Source organism: Brucella tritici (assembly GCF_008932295.1).
Taxonomy (GTDB): Bacteria; Pseudomonadota; Alphaproteobacteria; order Rhizobiales; family Rhizobiaceae; genus Brucella; species Brucella tritici.
Window position 1 is genome coordinate 78,881 of record NZ_WBWA01000003.1, and the last position, 17,410, is coordinate 96,290.

The following is a 17,410-nucleotide window of genomic DNA, read 5'->3' on the forward strand; positions in this document are numbered from 1 at the left end:
ACCTCGGAACTGCAATACGGAGAAAGCATCTTCGTATTGCGCTCAATCAAGGGATGGAGCCGTTCTTCATGCCAGTATTGCGTCGAGCTAACGGCTTCCAATACCCTCCCAAGGGGGCCTGGGCGGAAACGCCCGGGCGACCTTCTTCTAGTGCCTCCGGAAAGCATTCAGTTTTCGACATTCATTTCTTCCCTCCCCCAGGAAGCCAGCTCAGTTCGACAACGAAGGAGAAACTTCATGGCAAAGACAATGAAAGCCGCCGTGGTGCGGGCATTCGGAAAGCCGCTGACGATCGATGAAGTGCCAGTACCTGAGCCCGGTCCGGGGCAGATACAGGTTGCCATCCATGCGTCTGGCGTTTGCCATACCGATCTGCATGCAGCCGAAGGCGACTGGCCCGTGAAGCCCAATCCGCCATTCATTCCGGGGCATGAAGGCGTCGGTTATGTTTCGGCTGTGGGGCGTGGTGTCAAACACCTGAAAGAGGGGGATCGCGTCGGCGTTCCATGGCTTTACACTGCGTGCGGACACTGCCGTCATTGTCTGGGCGGATGGGAAACGCTCTGCGAGGAACAGCTTAATACAGGCTATTCGGTCAATGGTGGTTTTGCCGAATATGTCGTGGCCGACCCGAATTTTGTCGGACATCTGCCGAAGAATATCGATTTCAACGAAATCGCGCCGGTTCTCTGTGCGGGTGTAACGGTTTACAAGGGCCTCAAGGTAACCGACACCAAGCCCGGTGACTGGGTTGTGATCTCTGGTGTTGGCGGTCTCGGTCATATGGCGGTGCAATACGCCAAGGCAATGGGGCTTAACGTTGCCGCTGTCGACATCGATGACAGAAAGCTCGATCTGGCGCGGAAGCTTGGCGCGACGGTAACCGTCAATGCCAAGACGCATAACGATCCGGCGGCCTATATCAAAAAAGAAACCGATGGCGGCGCGCAAGGCGTGCTGGTTACGGCGGTTTCGCCGATTGCCTTCGAACAGGCGCTGGGCATGGTATCGCGGGGCGGTACTGTATCGCTGAACGGACTGCCGCCGGGCGATTTCCCGCTTTCAATATTCAACATGGTGCTGAACGGCGTCACGGTGCGCGGTTCAATCGTCGGTACGCGGCTTGATCTGCAGGAGTCACTGGATTTTGCTGGCGACGGCAAGGTGCGCGCTACCATCCGCACAGAGAAGCTCGAAGATATCAATTCCATCTTCGATGATATGCGCCAAGGCAATATTGAAGGTCGCGTGGTCATGGACCTGACTCAATAGGCCGGTTGGGCTAATATAAGAAAGGGCGGTGAATTTCCGCCCTTTCTTATCATGGAGGAGGATATGGTTGAGGTAGCTTCCGGCGACGGCAAGGGGCAGGTTAGCGCCACGAGGGCAGCGCTTGACCTCATCCGCGAATTGCAGGCCGAATATGGGCCGATCATGTTTCACCAGTCGGGCGGCTGTTGCGACGGGTCATCACCGATGTGCTATCCACAAGGTGAGTTCATTGTCGGTGACACAGACGTAAAACTGGGCGAGATCGGCGGTGCTCCGGTCTATATCAGCGGCCCGCAATATGAAGTCTGGAAGCACACAGAACTCATTATTGATGTCGTTCCGGGGCGTGGAGGCATGTTCTCCCTCGACAATGGGCGCGAAGTCCGGTTTCTGACGCGCTCACGGGTCTGTTCTGTTCCCTGATTTCTCTTTTCGTTTTGCGGCGAAGCGGTTAGTTAGATCGGAGAGGGAGGGAGACGATCCGATATGGCCGCAGCAGGAAAACGAGCAACCATTCATGATGTGGCACGCCTTGCCGGTGTGTCGATCAAGACAGTTTCACGCGTCTATAATGACGAACCGAATGTGCGCGAAGCCATTCGTGAAAAGGTCAGGCAGGCCGGGAGCGAGTTACGTTACCGTCCCAATGCTGCTGCCCGAAACCTTGTTGAACGGCGTTCTCACCTGATCGGCCTTTTCTTCGAGAACCCAAGCGCCAGCTATGTCACCGAATTGCAGATGGGCGCGCTGGAGCGGCTGCGTGACACGCGATACCGGCTGCTGATTTTCCCTGTCGAAAATCGTGAAGATATCCGTGGTGCGCTGATCGAAACAGCTCACGCTTCCGGTCTCGATGGCATCATCGTGACGCCCCCCATGTCGGACGATCCTGAAATTCTGGCCGAACTGACGGCTTCCGCTATGCCATTTGCCCGTGTCGCAGGCGACGTGAATGTGCACCCGACCGACAGCGTCACAATCGATGACGAAGCGGCTGGCGTCGATCTGATGGAGTATCTTCTGAAACTCGGTCATCGCCGGATTGCAATCGTCATTGGCGATCCAACCCATCGTTCGGCGGAACTGCGCCTCGCAGGCTATCGCCGCGCATTGGAAGAAGCGGGGATCAAGCGCAATCCCGATTATGAGGTGCAGGGTGGCTTCAGTTTTGCGAGCGGTCTCGCCGCCGGAAAGAAGCTGCTTTCGCTTGAGGAGCCGCCAACGGCTGTGTTTGCGTCAAACGACGATATGGCCGCCGCCGTCATGCAGGTCGCCTATGATCGCAACATTGCGATACCTGACCAGCTAACGGTGGTTGGCTTTGATGACAGCGCGATTGCCAGCATGGTTTCGCCGCAGATCACCACCGTCCGCCAGCCGATTTTCGAGATGACACGCGATGCGGCGGACATGCTTCTCAATCAGATCGAAACCGGTCACTTGTCGGCCTCCCGGCGGATTGAGTATAAACTCATCATCCGTCAGTCATCCGGAAAAGCACCGGTATAAGCCTGTCTAACTCTGTGTGGGATGCGCGGGGAAGAACCGCTCGCGGGCAAAATTGCTGCCGAAGATCATGTCATATTGCAGCATCTGATAGTCGCGCAGGAGTGGTGGGAATGGTGGCCTCTGTTGCCAGCCTTCCTCGGCTTTCTCCGAGCGGTCGAAAACCGCATGATTGTCAATGACCTGGTAGCGCTCGTGCAACTGACGCAGGAAGCCTGTGTAATAGGGATGCTGCATACCCGCCATATCCAGAATGTGCAGCGGCAGGAAGGCGGGGCTGATCGTGCCGGTTCCTCGCTCGGCGCCACGTTTACTCGACCAGAGAACAAGCGGCGTTTCATGCTGCAGCATCATATCCGCGGCAGGCGCTGTGCGGCTCGCAACCCGGTTGTCCATGAACCCGGTCTCGACATAGACGGGGCCAAGTGGCGGCAGATGGTCGCCGAAGAAGACGAGAATGGTTTCCCGGTCACGCTTCGATGCCCATTCCATCAACCGTGCAAGGCTCGCATCGGCATCCATGGCGCCTTGCGAATAGGACCGGATCGACTGGCGCGTATGCTCGCTGGCGTCAGTCTGCACCTCAAGTTTGGAATCCGGGTAACGATTGGCTTCGTAAGGGCCATGTCCTTGCAGCGAGACGGCAAAGAAGAAGAATGGCGCATCCATGGAATCCGCTTCGCGGATGATTTCATCGGTCAAGGCAGCGTCAGAAGCCAGTGCGCCACGCTTTTCCAGCGGCGGCATGTTTTCTTCTGACATGAACCTGTCGAAGCCCATGCTTTCATAGACGGGACCGCGATTCCAGAACCATTGGCGATAGGGGTGGATGGCGCGCGTCGCATAACCCTGATCCTTGAAAAAGCTTGCAAGCGAGGGAAGCGGGCGACGGATATATTGCTGATAAGGGATACTGCCGGATGGCAGGAAGGCTTTGGAAAACCCGGTCAGAGCTTCGAACTCGACATTGGCCGTCATGCCACCGAATTCTGGCGAGAAGACATGGCCGGATTGTTCCGCCCGGACTGTCGGAATCGGATCGGCGCTGAAAGCCACGCCCGGAAGGCGCGTCGGGTCCCAAAAGGATTCGCTCATCACCATGATGACGTCAGGTTTGCTGGCATCGAAGGCAGCAGGGATCAACTGTGCTGGCGGTTCGATGGCGGCAATTGCTTCCGAAGAATAGCCTTCCGGAGCGAAGACGGTAGCCATCGGCACATTCAGGATGAAGGCCATGGTAAAGCCGTTATGGGCGTAGTTTTCCTTCTGGTCCCACATGATCGGCAGAATGCGCAGACGGTCGCGCGCCAGCGAAAAACTGGCATAGTCGGAAATCACTGCGAACCAGGCGAGCAAGGGCAACGCGAAGGCAAGACGCAGCATCCGCCCCTTCCATGGGATCGGGTCGAAGCGCCGCCACCAGAACAATGTCACGGTTATCATCACGGCTGCCGAAGCGATGAGAAGCAGGGCTATGCCGACCGCGCTCCACGGGCGGTCACGCACCAGAAGCGGCAGAAGATCGACGATCTGACGGGCATAGAGAAAATCGCTCGGATAGAGCGGGTCACCGAGATAAAGGCTCTTTTCGCGTGCTGTCGTTGCCGCAATCAGCGCCAGCGGGCCAATCACGAAGAAGCCATAGTGAATGCGTCCGAAAATGGCGTCGCTCGCTGTCAGCACGACGACAAAGAGCGCAACCGTCGTCCATGCAGGCTTGTGCGGCGTGCGGAAGAACTGCATCGTGTCGGTGAATGAGCCGCGCACGATCCATTCGACAGCGAAAACCAGCAGCGTCGAAAGCACGATGGAAGCAAGCGTAATTGCTGCAAGGCGCAGCGGCCAGGCAATACGGGCAGGCCCGAAAATCGCGGCATCGCTCCAGCGACGCGCTGCGGTATTTTCCATCACACCCGGCATGTTCTACTCACCAACTCCCGAACTTCCACAAAAAGCCTGTCACATTTCTGTCATGGAAATGTCAAGGCACGCTTGGGCCGCGAGTGATACGCACCGTGATCTGAATGGATGATGAATGGAGCATACAGAGCATGTCTCCCGAAAGTCGGAACGGGTTTCGGGAGACATGCGTAAAAAGCGAACAGGGCCGGAATTGATCCGGCCCTGTCCATGGCTATATAGGAGATTGGATTACGAAAAGACGTCTTCCAGTCCCTTGGTCAGTTCCAGCGCCTGCCGCTCGAACAGGCGGCGATAGATGCCACCCGGCTTGCGGATAAGCGCATCATGATCGCCTTCTTCAAGGATCTTGCCCTTGTCGAAGACCAGCAACCGGTCAAGCGCACGAACCGTCGATAGCCGGTGCGCAATGACAAGCGTTGTCCGACCAACCATCAGCCGTTCCATTGCCTGCTGGATCAGCACTTCCGATTCTGAATCGAGGCTCGATGTGGCTTCATCCAGAATAAGGATCGGTGCATCTGCCAGAAACGCACGGGCAATAGCGACACGCTGACGCTCGCCGCCCGAAAGCTTCACACCACGTTCACCGACAAGCGTTGCATAACCTTTCGGCAGGCGGCGGATGAAGTCATGCGCGCTTGCAAGCTTTGCCGCTTCCTCAATCTCCGCCTGTGTCGCGCCGGGGCGGGCATAGGCGATGTTCTCGGCCAGCGTGCGGTGAAACAGGACCGGCTCCTGCTGCACGATGGCGATCTGCGATCTGAGCGATGCCTGTGTGACTTCGGCAATGTTCTGTCCGTCAATCTTGATGGCGCCGCCACTGACATCGTAGAGACGCTGGATCAGCTTGACGAATGTCGTCTTGCCAGAGCCGGAATGGCCAACCAGACCAACCCGCTCGCCAGCTTCGATCTTGACTGAAAAGTCGCGATAGAGAGCGGCTTCGTGGTTGCCATAGTGGAAAGTGACGTTATCAAACGTGATCTCGCCATTTCCGATCTTGATCGCCGGTGCACCTGGCTTGTCGGCAATGCCGTAAGGCTGTGCCTCGATGTCGACCAGCTCCTCCATGTCGTTGACCGAGCGCTGCAGGTTGCGGATATGCATGCCGACGTCGCGCAGATAGCCTTGCAGCATGAAGAAGGCTGTCAGGACGAAGGTGATATCGCCCGCCGTTGCCTTGCCCTGGCTCCACAGATAGAGCGCAAAGGCGATGACCACGCCGCGCATCACCAGCAGGTTCGCGCCCTGAATGAAGCCATTCAGCGTACCGATCAGCCATGTGCGGCGTGTGCGACCGCGCCACTTGGAAACGACCTTTGCAAGACGCGCATCTTCACGGCTTTCCGCGCCAAATGCCTTGACAACGGCATTGCACGAAATGGCATCGGCCAAAGCGCCGCCCATTCGCGTGTCCCAGCTATTGGCAAGCGTTGCCGCAGGCGCAACAAAGCCAAGCGAAATCACAATCGTGCAGACGATGAACAGCACCGAACCGATTGCAACCAGCAGCCCCATCAGCGGCCAGTACCATGATAGAAGCACGACCGAACCAACCAGCATCAGGATCGACGGCAACAGCGCCACGATCAGCGTATCGTTGAGCAGGTCGAGCGCCCACATGGCGCGCGAGACCTTGCGCACCGTCGATCCGGCAAAAGCATTGGCGTGCCAGTCTGTCGAAAACCGCTGCAGCTTACGGAACGAGCTTGCTGCCATGTCGCTCATGATCTTCAAGGTGAAGTCCGTGATGACATAGAAGGTCAACTGACGCGTGATCAGCGCCAGCGCGCCCAGCGCAAGCAGGACGATGAGGGCGTGGATGGCAGCATCCCAAGCGCCATCGCTACCCAACGAAAGCGCGTCCACCAACCGACCGGAATAGAGCGGCGTCAGAACATCTGCGGCTGTTGCAAGCAGCATGCCGATTATCATCAGCGTCAGCCGCAAGGGCTGACTTCGCCAATGGCCGAAAGTGTAGCCGAGGACATTGCGGAAGGCAGGTCCCCGGAAATCTATGCGAAACCGAGTCATATCTATAATACCAGGCCGTGTTTAAACGGATTCTGGTTCCTGTAAAAATATTTCCAGCAAAAGTGCGAAGCGGTTTTGCGTCGGACAATGCGTGAAAACAAAGACAAACAAACAGCCAATGACGGCTGCGGCAAATTTGGAAGTTGTCAGGAATATGCCCTCTTAGGGAGGGCGTTCAGGCCTCAGCCTGCAATGCGGGCCAAAGACTTAAAGCTTGGACGCGCCCGCATTAACACTGGGCACCATGGGGAATGGGTAATAGACACGCATCTCATACCTCTTGCCAGTGTTGCAGATGCGTGCACAATAAATGAGCAGAAAATTTTGCCAAGACGCAAAATGGCGAATTTTCTATCCAATCATTTGACTGTGACAAATTTGCAAGCCTTGTTTTAAAGAGTGCTGGTCCAGCTTTCAGCCCTTTGCTGAACGGATATTGTCACTTTTTCCGTTACAGGGCAGCTCTGGCCTTGCAATTCTGCCGCTCATGGGTGAAGGGTCGTCCTGAGATATATCAGAGCCGTGCGGCGCACAGGGAGAGTTCATGACAGTTCATCAAAATCTGATCGCGGGCGAATGGGTCGGCGGCGACGGGATCGCCAACATCAATCCTTCGGACACCAATGATGTGGTTGGAACCTACGCCCGGGCAACTGCCGAAGACACCAAGGCAGCCATTGCTGCGGCGAAAGCCGCTTTCCCGGCCTGGTCGCGTTCCGGCATTCTGGAACGCCACGCCATCCTGCGCAAAACTGCCGATGAAATTCTGGCACGCAAGGACGAGCTTGGCCGTCTCCTGTCGCGCGAGGAAGGCAAGACGCTGGCCGAAGGCATCGGCGAAACCATCCGCGCCAGCCAGATTTTCGATTTCTTCGCAGGCGAAGCCCTGCGTTTGGCTGGCGAAGTTCTGCCTTCTGCACGTCCGGGTATCGGTGTGGAAATCACCCGTGAGCCAGTCGGCGTCGTGGGTATCATTACGCCATGGAATTTCCCGATCGCTATTCCAGCCTGGAAGATCGCTCCGGCACTTTGCTACGGCAACACGATTGTGTTCAAACCGGCCGATCTCGTGCCGGGCTGCTCCTGGGCGATTGTCGATATCCTGCACCGTGCGGGATTGCCAAAGGGCGTTCTCAATCTCGTCATGGGCAAGGGTTCGGTTGTCGGTCAGACCATTCTGGACAGCGCGGACGTTCAGGCCGTCACCTTCACCGGCTCGACCGGTACGGGCAAGCGCGTTGCGGCGGCATCCATTGAGCACAACCGTCGCTTCCAGCTTGAAATGGGCGGCAAGAACCCGGTTGTCGTCCTTGATGACGCCGATCTCGATGTCGCTGTCGAGTCCGTGGTCAATTCGTCCTTCTTCTCGACCGGCCAGCGCTGCACGGCATCGTCGCGTATCATCGTGACGGAAGGCATCCACGACAAGTTCGTTGCCGCTGCAATCGAAAAGCTGAAAAGCGTTGTGGTCGACAATGCCCTGAAGCAGGGCACGCATATCGGCCCTGTCGTTGACGAAAGCCAGCTTCAGCAGGACATGGATTACATTGAGCTTGGCCGCAAGGAAGGCGCGAAGCTTGCTTTTGGCGGGGAACGCCTGAACCGCGAAACGCCGGGCTTCTATCTCCAGCCAGCGCTTTTCACTGAAGCCACCAACCAGATGCGTATCAGCCGCGAGGAAATCTTTGGCCCGGTCGCTTCGGTCATCCGCGTCAAGAATTATGAAGAAGCGCTTGCTACCGCCAATGATACGAGCTTCGGCCTGTCGTCTGGTATCTGCACGACGAGCCTGAAATATGCCACGCATTTCAAGCGCAATTCGGAAGCGGGCATGGTGATGGTCAACCTGCCGACCGCCGGTGTCGATTTCCACGTGCCGTTCGGCGGGCGCAAGGGTTCGAGCTATGGTCCGCGAGAGCAGGGCCGCTACGCCGCCGAGTTCTACACGACGGTCAAGACGGCCTATACGCTGGCCTGATAGCAATGTGAGTGGATGCAAAAACCGGCGGGAAACCGCCGGTTTTTTTATGCGGCTTTTTTCGGCCAGGCGGCAAGCTTGCGGGCGAAATGCGACACCGTGCCGTGCAGCAGCATGGTGAAGGCAGCCAGCACGAACAGGCAGGCGAACATGAGATCCACCTTGGCGCGCCCATTGGCGAGCAGCATCAGATAGCCGAGGCCCTTCGATGCGCCGACCCATTCGCCCACCACGGCACCGATGGGCGCATAGACGGCGGCAAGGCTCAGGCCCGATGCCAGTGAGGGAAAGGCAGACGGAATGCGGATGCGAAACAGGATCGCCATGCGTCCCGCCCCCAGAATTTCCGCCGCGTCGATCAGGCTGCTATCGGTACGCCGCATGCCGTCGAAGAAGGTCGAAACGACGGGAAAGAAGATCATCAGCACTGTGACTGCGATCTTCGATGCGGGTCCATAGCCAAGCCACAAAGTCAAAATGGGGGCGAGCGCGAAGATCGGGATCGCCTGACTAAACACCATGGCAGGCATGACAAGCCGCTGCGCCAGCGGCGACATCATCAGGCAGATGGCGGTCGCGATGCCGACCGCACTGCCAAGGACAAGACCGCCCAGAACTTCGCCGATGGTGGCGGCGGCGTTCTCAGTGATCAGCCCGGCATTGGCGATCAGCGCCTGCACCACATCCAGCGGACCGGGCAGAATGAAGCGCGGCATCTGGCCCACGCCCACCACCGCCTGCCAGATGGCCAGCGCTACTGCTGCCGACAGCAAGCCGTCGGCAGCACGCTTTTTTCGGCTTCGGTTCGAGAGTGTTTCGTTCACTATCCGGCCTTCAAACCCATGGACCAGAAATCGGCTTCGAGCCTGCTTGCGGTGGCGAAAATCTGGCAGAGCTTTGGCCAGCGCGGGCTTTTCTCAAAGTCGTTGCCGATGCGGTCTTTTGCGGCCTGATCGAACAGTTTGCCGACCGTGTGGCACATGTCCTGATATTCAGGCCCCGCATAGGTGTCGATCCACTCCTGATAAGGCGTACCGGGCAGGGCGGTCACGGCAAGGTTCAGGCCGATCTCGCCATAGCCATGCGCGCAGGGCACAAGCGCGGTCAGCAGATCAAGGAAGTCGCCCGCCTGTCCGCAATCGAGCACATAGCGCGTATAAGCGAGATTTTCCGGCTCTTCCTTCGTCGCGTAAAGCTCGTCTTCGCTGATCCCTTCGCGGGCGCAGATGCCGACATGCAGCGGCAGTTCCGTGACGGCCAGACCATGCATGATCTGGGCGCAGAGCCGTGTTTCCTGCAATGTATTAGCCTTGACGACGCCAAGCGCAAAGGCGCGGGCATAGTGGTGCAGATAGACATAGTCCTGACGGAGATAATGCAGGAACGCCGCTTTGGGTAATGTGCCGTCACCCAATCCGAGCACGAATGCATGATCGATATAGGGCTTCCAATCATCAAGCGTCGCGGCGCGCAAGCGCGTGAACAGTTCGGATGAATAATGCGGTTGCGGCTGGCTCATGACTTGCTGCCTTCCGCGTTGACGTCGATAGCGAATTTCTCGACAGGCAGGATGGAGGGCACCAGATTGTTCTCCTTGAGATAGGCCTCATAACGCTGCCAGCGACCATAATCGAGGCTTGCAGGCGCGCGTGAGAAGCGCGCGACAGTGTCTTTCCAGGCGCGCTGGTTCAACTCGTCCTTGAGCTCGGTGCTGTAGGATGAAAACAGCTCGTAACCCTTGTCCGGGTGATTGACGATATATTGCGCGGCCTTCTCTGTGGCCGAGAGGAAGCGCGAAATCTTGTTCTTTTCCGCCGCGTCCAGCTTGGTCGTGGCGGCGACATAGACCAGCTCGTCATAAACCGGCACGCCTTCTTCCTCGACGAAGAAGCACTTGCCGGGCACGCCTTCGACGGCCATCTGGTTCAGTTCGACATTGCGATAGGCACCCATCACCGCATCGACCTGCTTCGACATCAGAGATGGCGCGAGCGAGAAATTCACATTGATCAGTTCGACATCCGAGAGTTTGACACTGTGCTGACCGAGAATGGTGCCGAGCAAAGTTTCCTCGGTTCCGGCGACCGAATAGCCGATCTTTTTGCCCTTGAGATCGGCGATGGAATTCACCGATCCGTCGTCGCGGGTCATCAGGCAGTTGAGCGGCGAGTCGATCAGCGTGCCGACGCGGATAAGCGGCAGACCTTCATGCACCTGAAGATGCACCTGTTGCTGATAGGAAATGGCGAGGTCGGCCTGTCCTGCCGCCACCATCTTGGTGGGTGTCGAGGCATCGGCAGGCGCGACGATATCCACCTCCAGCCCGGCATCCTTGAAGTAGCCGAGCTTGTCGGCAACGATGATGGGGCCGTGATCCGGGTTCACATACCAGTCGAGGATGAGCTTTAGCTTGTCGTCAGCGTGAGCGGCGGTGGCAGCGGTGAAAGCGAGGCCGAACAGGGCGGCGAAGACGGTCTTTTTCATTTGCGTTGCCTTTCCATGGGGGTCTGCTCCAGAGCGTGGCCTGCATAAGCGCGGGTGGTTTCGATCCATTGACGCAGGCGGCTTTCGGGGTCGGCATTGAGGGTGATGTCGGTGACGACGGAAACGATATCGGCGCCCGCTTCAAAAACGCCCGGTGCGCGTTCGACGCTCATACCGCCGATCCCGACCAGCGGAATATCGCCAATCCGCGCCTTCCATTGGCCAAGGCGGGACAGGCCCTGTTCGTGCCATTTCATCTTTTTCAAAATGGTCGGGTAGATGGGGCCGAGCGCGATATAGTCTGGCTTTACCGACAGCGCGCGGTCCAGTTCCGCCTCGTCATGGCTCGAAACACCCAGTTTCAAACCTCCGGCGCGAATGGCATCCAGATCGGCATCGTCGAGGTCTTCCTGTCCAAGATGGATGAAGTCGCAACCTTCCTCCAGCGCGAGCTTCCAATAGTCGTTGACGATCAGCTGGCAGTCATGGGCAAGGCAGATTTCCCGAGCGGCCCGGATTTCGCTGCGCAGCTCCGGCTCGGTCTTGTCCTTGGCGCGCAACTGCACCAGCCTGACGCCGAGCGGAACCATGCGCTCCAGCCATTTTGCGCTGTCGAAGATCGGGTAGAACGGATCGAGGGCCATTACAAAAATGCCTTTCCGAGAAGAGGGGTGGATGGCGCGGCCATGTCGCGCGCTTCGATGGCGTCGGCGTCGAAAGCGAGCCGTCCGGCTTCAACCGCCAGTGCGAAGCCGCGCGCCATGGCGACGGGATCACCAGCCTTGGCGACAGCGGTGTTGATGAGCACGGCATCATAGCCCAGTTCCATCGCCGCAGCCGCATGGGACGGCACGCCGATGCCGGCATCGACAACAAGCGGAATGTCGGGGAAATGCGCCCGCATGGTTTTCAGCGCATAAGGATTGTTGAGGCCACGGCCTGAGCCGATGGGCGCGCCCCAGGGCATCAGCACCTTGCAACCGGCTTCAATGAGCTTTTCCGCGACGACCAGATCGTCATTCATATAGGGAAAGACCTCAAAGCCATCGTCGCAGAGTATGCGCGCTGCTTCGACCAGACCGAACGGGTCGGGCTGCAACGTGTCGTGGTCGCCGATCACTTCCAGCTTGATCCAGTTGGTGCCGAAGATTTCACGCGCCATTTTGGCGGTGGTCACCGCTTCACGCGGCGTGTGGCAGCCTGCGGTGTTGGGCAGAACGGCGACGCCCAGCTCGCGGATCAGCGCCCAGAAGTCCTGTCCGGCGCGCGCATCGCCGCTTTCGCGGCGCAGCGACACGGTGACGATATCGCTTTGCGAAGCACGCACCGCATCGGCCAGGATGGCAGGCGATGGATATTGCGCCGTGCCGAGCAGCAGGCGGCTTTCAAATTGTTGGCCGTAGAATTCCAGCATCTCAGCCTCCCTGCATCGGGGCCAGAACTTCGATGCGGTCGCCAGCCGACAAGGTCGCGGCTGCACGTTCGTCGCTGGCCACGAATTCACCGTTCAGCGCGGTTGCAACAACCGCTTCATCCAGTTCGATTTCGGTCAGCAGCGCCGCCAGATTGGCGGCTGCCGTGGTGATGACTTCACCGTTGAGCACGATCGTCATGCATAATCCTCCACAAATTCGGGCATGGTTTCGGGCGTGGTCGCGGCCGCAACCGCCATGCGTGCCACGGCGGGCGACAGCAGGAAGCCGTGGCGGTAAAGCCCGTTGACATAGATGGTTTTGCCGCGCCGTCTCACGCGGGGAAGGTTGTCTGGAAAGGCGGGGCGCGCATCGACGCCGGTTTCGAGGATTTCCGCCTCGCCAAAGGCTGGATGCAGGGCGTAAGCCGCACTCAAAAGCTCCAATGTCGAGCGCACGCTGATGCCACTGCGCTGATCGCTTTCGATCATCGTCGCGCCGATCATGTGCACGCCGTCGCCGCGCGGCACGATGTAGAGCGGAATGCGCGGATGCAGGAGGCGCACGGGCCGCTTGAGATTGATGTCGCGCGAGCGGACAACCAGCATCTCACCCTTGACGCCGCGCAGGTCCTGCAACTGATCACGCGCTGCAAGACCGCGCGCATCGACGGTAATGTCGGTCTCGACTTTGACGTCTTTCGCATCCTGCCCCAGATGAAAGACGACGCCTTTGTTCTGCAGGTTTTCGGCGAGCTCAATCAGTGTTTTGCGCGGGTTGAGATGACCTTCTCCTGCAAAGAAAAGCCCTTGCCGAAAACGGCCTGCAAGGTCTGGTTCGAGCGCATCGATCTGCACTTGATCGATGGTGTCAAATGCCTCTGTCCTGCGGGCAAAACGACGAAGTTCGGTCGCATCGCGTGTGTGCGAGAGCACAAGCGTACCCTTGCGATGGACTGTCGAAACGTGCCGTTCCCACCAGCCGATCGCTTCCTGTCCCAAGCGAACGACCGGCTCTTCTGCGCTCTCGCCCTCGCACCAAGGTGCCAGCATTCCACCCGCAAACCATGAGCAACTGTCGGAACCGATTTCCACGCTTTTGGCGATGACGGTAACGGCATGGCCCTGATCGGTGAACTCGGCGGCGGTGGCAAGACCGGCGACACCTGCTCCGATGATGGTGACGCGCATCACGCAATCTGCTCCATTCGTGTTTTCCAGAGGTCATGGAAATGGTGCACCGGCCCGTGGCCGTGTCCGATCTTCAATGTGTCGGCAGCGCGGATTGCCCCTTGCAGATAGGTGTGGGCTGCAAGCACGGCCTTTTCGAGCGGCAGGTTCTTGGCAAGCTCCGCCGCAATGGCCGAGGAGAGCGTGCAACCTGTGCCATGGGTGTTGCCGGTCAAGATGCGCGGTGCTTCGACACGCAGCGTCGGCTGATCGCGGCGAACGAGCAGGTCGACGCAAATTTCGCCTTCCGCATGGCCGCCCTTCATCAGAACGGCTTTCGCGCCGAGTTCGAGCAATGCGCGGCCCTGCTGTTCGGCGTCTTCATCATCAAGCGCCAGACCGCAGCCGAGCAGGCAGGCCGCTTCAGGTCGGTTTGGGGTCAAAAGCGTTGCGAGCGGCACCAGTTTCTGGCGCAAAAGCGCAATGGCGCTTTCGCTCAAAAGCCGGTCGCCGGATTTTGCAACCATCACCGGGTCGAGCACGATAGGGCCAGAAAAATGGGCAAGCCCCCGCGCAATGGCTTCAATGGTTTCGGGCACGGAAACCATGCCGATCTTCACCGCGGCCACGTCAAGATCGCTGAAAACGGCATCGATCTGCCCTGCGACAATGGCGGGCGGGATGTCGTGCACTGCGCTCACCGTGCAGGTGTTCTGCACGGTCACGGCAGCAATAACGCTCGCGCCATACACGCCGAGCGCCGAAAATGTCTTGAGGTCGGCCTGAATGCCAGCGCCGCCGCCACTGTCGGAACCGGCAATGGTGACGCATATAGGCACGGAACGCGCCTGGCCGCTTGTTGATATAGTTCGGGAGAAACTCTGTCTTTGGTCCATCATGTCGTCTCTCATTCCGAACGGAAAGATGAGACGTCATGAACCTTTATGGAGCATAAGCTCCGAGTGGGATGAACCCCGTCCGCGACGCGTCAAACTCCGTTCCCTACGCAGGTATTACCCGGATCAGGTTCAATGGGTTAACGCGAGAACGCGCCTCTCAGCCTTTTGTGTCGCAATATCGGACGGAAAACCGCTTGGCACTTTTCCTGATATTGCTTCGAAGGCACCCCAACGAATTTTGCGTCTTCAAGCATAGGCCGGAAGTTTTGAGCGGTCAAGCCGTCTTGGGCCGTGTTGGGCCGTGTTGGGCCGTCTTCGGCAGTCTCAGGCAATGTCTGGTTCTATTGAAAAATACGAACATGAGAAAAAAACCTATATGAGCAGCCGCTTCATATATGGTTTGTTAAAACCATTGGTCGTATTCTCCCCGCGGGGAAGTGTGTCCTGTTGACGGTCCTCACCTGTTGGTTCGTGAGCCTGTCCGGTTCATGAACCCATGCGGAATATGATGCTCCAGTGAGAGGTTTTGTTGGCTAATTCAAACTGACGACGTATGTCGGCTCGGGGCAAGGGGTGTAGAATGGTGAAGCGGAAAGCCGGTCCGACAGAGGCGGGAGGCTCCATTGCGAGCACGTCTCAGCAGGATTTCCGTATTCTTTTCACCACCCATCCGACCCCCATGTGGGTCTATGATCCCCAGACTCTCGGCTTCATCATCATGAACGACGCGGCCTATGCGCTCTACGGCTATACGCCAGATGAGCTGCCGGGCATGACTGTTCTCGATATTCGTCCGCAGGCCGAGCGCGAGCGCATGCTTGCCGCCATTCGCGACCGCAGCGACCTCGAACGCCCGGAGCGCTGGCAACATCTGCGCGCCAATGGCGAAACCATCGATGTTCTGACTTATGGACGCGAGGTGTTATTCGACGGCAAGGAAGCGATTCTGGCAATCGTTCAGGACCGGACGGAATTGACGGAGGCCAATCGTCAGGCAAGTCATGCGCAGACTTTGCTGGACAGTCTCGTCAACAATCTGCCGCTTGGTGTCTTCGTCAAGGATATGCACGACGAAGGTCGCTATGTGCTCTACAATCAGGCGGCATCTGCGGCGAGCGGGCAGCCGATAGATGAAGCAATCGGGTCAACCGACCTGGACCTTTTCCCCAAACATGAAGCGGCTGTCATTGGCCAGCAGGACCACATGGCGATGCAGCGCCGGGAAGTGCTGAGCGTCGAACGCAAGATCGAGCGCAAGGATGGAACGTCGCGCACGATGCGGATCATAAAATGCTCGATCCCGCCCGTCGAAGGTGATGAACCTCGTTATCTGATTGGTCTTGTTGAGGATATAACGGAACGGCGTGAGATCGAGGAACGCATGGCACATATTGCCATGCACGACAGTCTGACCGGTTTGCCCAACCGTGCCTATTTTGCGCACCATGTCGAAAGCCTGTTGAAGAAGGGCGGGGATTGCGAACCTTTCGCCTTGTTCTATCTCGATATCGATCATTTCAAGAACATCAATGACAGCATCGGTCATCAGGCCGGTGACCAGCTTTTGCAGGAAGCCGCGCGCCGTCTGAAACAAATCACGACTTCAGAGGAATTTATTGCCCGGCTTGGTGGCGATGAGTTTGCCATTGTCTATCGCAGCGGAACACTTGGGCAGATCGCCATGTTCGCTGATCGCATCCTTTCGGCCTTTCAGGATGCATTCGTGCTGGTGGGTAATTCCGAATTCGTCACCTGCAGCATGGGTATTGCCCAGGCGCCATTGCATGGTGACAACCCCGATGTGCTGATGCGCAATGCTGATCTTGCGCTCTACGCCTCAAAATCCGGTGGGCGACGCACATTCCGTTTCTACCAGCACGCCTTGCGTCTTGCGGCTGAGAAGCGCCATGTCATGACCGGCGAGCTTCGCCAGGCTCTGCTGGATGAGCAGTTTGAACTGCACTATCAGCCGATCTTCAATCTCGAGAGCGGCAAGATTTCCGGTTTTGAAGCACTAATCCGCTGGCGTCATCCTGAGCGTGGCATGGTTTCTCCTGCCGAATTCATTCCATTGGCTGAGGAAACCGGACTGATAGGCCCGATCGGTGACTGGGTTCTAAGGGCTGCATGTCGGGAGGCTGTTCTCTGGCCGGAGGACATCAAGGTTTCAGTCAACCTTTCGCCGGTCCAGTTCAGCCAGACGACACTTCTGCACTCCGTCATGGACGCGCTTGAAGCGGCGCGTCTTTCACCCGACAGACTTGAGCTTGAAATCACGGAGTCGGTCTTCCTGTCGAACAGCAAGAACAATATCGAGCTGCTGTTCGAACTGCGCCGACTGGGTGTTCGTATTGCTATGGACGATTTCGGGACCGGCTATTCTTCGCTCAGTTATCTGCGATCATTTCCATTCGATAAAATCAAGATTGATCGCAGTTTCGTTTCGGGCATCGAGGTCGATACGCGCGATCTGGCCATCATTCAGGCCGTGGCGACGCTCGGCGCGGGCTTCAACATTGTCACGACGGCTGAGGGCGTGGAAACCGCACAACAGCTTGAGCGTCTGAAGACCGAGCGTTTTGGTGAGGTGCAGGGTTTCCTGACCGGGCGGCCAATGCCTGCTGGCGACGTGCATTCGTTCATTCAAAATCGCAGCAATGTCGGTCTGGAGATGCCTGCGGCACATAACACATTGCCGATTTAGGATATCGCTCATTGGTTATTGAGCCGCGT

Annotated in this window: 15 protein-coding genes and 1 riboswitch; of the genes, 5 read left to right on the forward strand and 10 right to left on the reverse strand. The window is 57.9% G+C overall.

The window, feature by feature from the left end; all coding sequences use genetic code 11:
• Positions 1 to 237: 237 nt before the first annotated feature.
• From adhP to F9K91_RS04485, 3 genes are all read left to right on the forward strand, one after another.
• Positions 238 to 1,272, forward strand: coding sequence for an alcohol dehydrogenase AdhP (adhP, locus tag F9K91_RS04475; protein WP_151652225.1), 1,035 nt, complete (start codon positions 238 to 240; stop codon positions 1,270 to 1,272).
• A gap of 63 nt (positions 1,273 to 1,335) precedes the next feature.
• Complete coding sequence (locus F9K91_RS04480) at positions 1,336 to 1,695, forward strand: DUF779 domain-containing protein (RefSeq protein WP_151652224.1); 360 nt, start codon at positions 1,336 to 1,338, stop codon at positions 1,693 to 1,695.
• Between the two features lie 63 nt (positions 1,696 to 1,758).
• Positions 1,759 to 2,781: a LacI family DNA-binding transcriptional regulator gene (locus F9K91_RS04485; protein ID WP_151645978.1), complete on the forward strand. Its 1,023-nt coding sequence runs from the start codon at positions 1,759 to 1,761 to the stop codon at positions 2,779 to 2,781.
• 6 nt (positions 2,782 to 2,787) lie between these two features.
• Here F9K91_RS04485 and F9K91_RS04490 read toward each other — a convergent pair whose 3' ends face one another.
• Together F9K91_RS04490 and F9K91_RS04495 are read right to left on the reverse strand one after the other, a co-directional pair.
• Entirely contained in the window at positions 2,788 to 4,698 is a 1,911-nt protein-coding gene (locus tag F9K91_RS04490) for an LTA synthase family protein (RefSeq protein ID WP_151677287.1), read from the reverse strand.
• A 231-nt stretch (positions 4,699 to 4,929) separates the two neighbouring features.
• Complete coding sequence (locus F9K91_RS04495; RefSeq protein WP_151652222.1) at positions 4,930 to 6,735, reverse strand: ABC transporter ATP-binding protein; 1,806 nt, start codon at positions 6,733 to 6,735, stop codon at positions 4,930 to 4,932.
• A gap of 544 nt (positions 6,736 to 7,279) precedes the next feature.
• Between F9K91_RS04495 and F9K91_RS04500 the strand changes: the two genes are divergently transcribed.
• Positions 7,280 to 8,713 (forward strand): aldehyde dehydrogenase family protein, encoded by a 1,434-nt coding sequence (locus tag F9K91_RS04500; RefSeq protein ID WP_151652221.1) that lies wholly within the window; start codon positions 7,280 to 7,282, stop codon positions 8,711 to 8,713.
• Between the two features lie 47 nt (positions 8,714 to 8,760).
• On the opposite strand, the gene F9K91_RS04505 is transcribed toward F9K91_RS04500, so the two are convergent.
• From F9K91_RS04505 to thiD, 8 genes are read right to left on the reverse strand one after another with little or no spacing between them, the layout of a single operon-like run.
• Positions 8,761 to 9,537, reverse strand: coding sequence for an ABC transporter permease (locus F9K91_RS04505; protein WP_151677288.1), 777 nt, complete (start codon positions 9,535 to 9,537; stop codon positions 8,761 to 8,763).
• A complete protein-coding gene (gene tenA / locus F9K91_RS04510; protein WP_151652219.1) occupies positions 9,537 to 10,232 on the reverse strand; it encodes a thiaminase II in 696 nt (231 codons plus the stop codon). The genes F9K91_RS04505 and tenA overlap by 1 nt, the downstream gene beginning before the upstream one ends.
• Complete coding sequence (locus F9K91_RS04515; RefSeq protein WP_151652218.1) at positions 10,229 to 11,197, reverse strand: ABC transporter substrate-binding protein; 969 nt, start codon at positions 11,195 to 11,197, stop codon at positions 10,229 to 10,231. The genes tenA and F9K91_RS04515 overlap by 4 nt, the downstream gene beginning before the upstream one ends.
• On the reverse strand, positions 11,194 to 11,841 hold the full coding sequence (locus F9K91_RS04520) for a thiamine phosphate synthase (RefSeq protein WP_151652217.1): 648 nt from the start codon (positions 11,839 to 11,841) through the stop codon (positions 11,194 to 11,196). The genes F9K91_RS04515 and F9K91_RS04520 overlap by 4 nt, the downstream gene beginning before the upstream one ends.
• Positions 11,841 to 12,611 (reverse strand): thiazole synthase, encoded by a 771-nt coding sequence (locus tag F9K91_RS04525; RefSeq protein ID WP_151652216.1) that lies wholly within the window; start codon positions 12,609 to 12,611, stop codon positions 11,841 to 11,843. Before F9K91_RS04525 ends, F9K91_RS04520 begins: the two co-directional genes overlap by 1 nt.
• Before the next feature lies 1 nt (position 12,612).
• A complete protein-coding gene (thiS, locus tag F9K91_RS04530; protein ID WP_061344887.1) occupies positions 12,613 to 12,810 on the reverse strand; it encodes a sulfur carrier protein ThiS in 198 nt (65 codons plus the stop codon).
• On the reverse strand, positions 12,807 to 13,799 hold the full coding sequence (thiO, locus tag F9K91_RS04535; RefSeq protein WP_151652230.1) for a glycine oxidase ThiO: 993 nt from the start codon (positions 13,797 to 13,799) through the stop codon (positions 12,807 to 12,809). Before thiO ends, thiS begins: the two co-directional genes overlap by 4 nt.
• Positions 13,799 to 14,674 carry a bifunctional hydroxymethylpyrimidine kinase/phosphomethylpyrimidine kinase gene (thiD, locus tag F9K91_RS04540; protein WP_151652229.1) on the reverse strand — a complete coding sequence of 292 codons (876 nt, stop codon included), beginning with the start codon at positions 14,672 to 14,674 and terminating at the stop codon, positions 13,799 to 13,801. Before thiD ends, thiO begins: the two co-directional genes overlap by 1 nt.
• Before the next feature lie 86 nt (positions 14,675 to 14,760).
• Positions 14,761 to 14,918, reverse strand: a riboswitch (TPP riboswitch).
• 339 nt (positions 14,919 to 15,257) lie between these two features.
• Between thiD and F9K91_RS04545 the strand changes: the two genes are divergently transcribed.
• Entirely contained in the window at positions 15,258 to 17,381 is a 2,124-nt protein-coding gene (locus F9K91_RS04545; RefSeq protein ID WP_151555475.1) for a putative bifunctional diguanylate cyclase/phosphodiesterase, read from the forward strand.
• The last annotated feature ends 29 nt before the right edge of the window (positions 17,382 to 17,410 follow it).

Excerpts from the sequence above, each read along its gene's own strand:
- adhP (WP_151652225.1), top strand. The coding sequence starts at position 238 with ATGGCAAAGACAATGAAAGCCGCCGTGGTGCGGGCATTCGGAAAGCCG.
- F9K91_RS04480 (WP_151652224.1), top strand. The coding sequence starts at position 1,336 with ATGGTTGAGGTAGCTTCCGGCGACGGCAAGGGGCAGGTTAGCGCCACG.
- F9K91_RS04485 (WP_151645978.1), top strand. The coding sequence starts at position 1,759 with ATGGCCGCAGCAGGAAAACGAGCAACCATTCATGATGTGGCACGCCTT.
- F9K91_RS04490 (WP_151677287.1), bottom strand. The coding sequence starts at position 4,698 with ATGCCGGGTGTGATGGAAAATACCGCAGCGCGTCGCTGGAGCGATGCC.
- F9K91_RS04495 (WP_151652222.1), bottom strand. The coding sequence starts at position 6,735 with ATGACTCGGTTTCGCATAGATTTCCGGGGACCTGCCTTCCGCAATGTC.
- F9K91_RS04500 (WP_151652221.1), top strand. The coding sequence starts at position 7,280 with ATGACAGTTCATCAAAATCTGATCGCGGGCGAATGGGTCGGCGGCGAC.
- tenA (WP_151652219.1), bottom strand. The coding sequence starts at position 10,232 with ATGAGCCAGCCGCAACCGCATTATTCATCCGAACTGTTCACGCGCTTG.
- F9K91_RS04515 (WP_151652218.1), bottom strand. The coding sequence starts at position 11,197 with ATGAAAAAGACCGTCTTCGCCGCCCTGTTCGGCCTCGCTTTCACCGCT.
- F9K91_RS04520 (WP_151652217.1), bottom strand. The coding sequence starts at position 11,841 with ATGGCCCTCGATCCGTTCTACCCGATCTTCGACAGCGCAAAATGGCTG.
- F9K91_RS04525 (WP_151652216.1), bottom strand. The coding sequence starts at position 12,611 with ATGCTGGAATTCTACGGCCAACAATTTGAAAGCCGCCTGCTGCTCGGC.
- thiS (WP_061344887.1), bottom strand. The coding sequence starts at position 12,810 with ATGACGATCGTGCTCAACGGTGAAGTCATCACCACGGCAGCCGCCAAT.
- thiO (WP_151652230.1), bottom strand. The coding sequence starts at position 13,799 with ATGCGCGTCACCATCATCGGAGCAGGTGTCGCCGGTCTTGCCACCGCC.
- thiD (WP_151652229.1), bottom strand. The coding sequence starts at position 14,674 with ATGGACCAAAGACAGAGTTTCTCCCGAACTATATCAACAAGCGGCCAG.
- F9K91_RS04545 (WP_151555475.1), top strand. The coding sequence starts at position 15,258 with ATGGTGAAGCGGAAAGCCGGTCCGACAGAGGCGGGAGGCTCCATTGCG.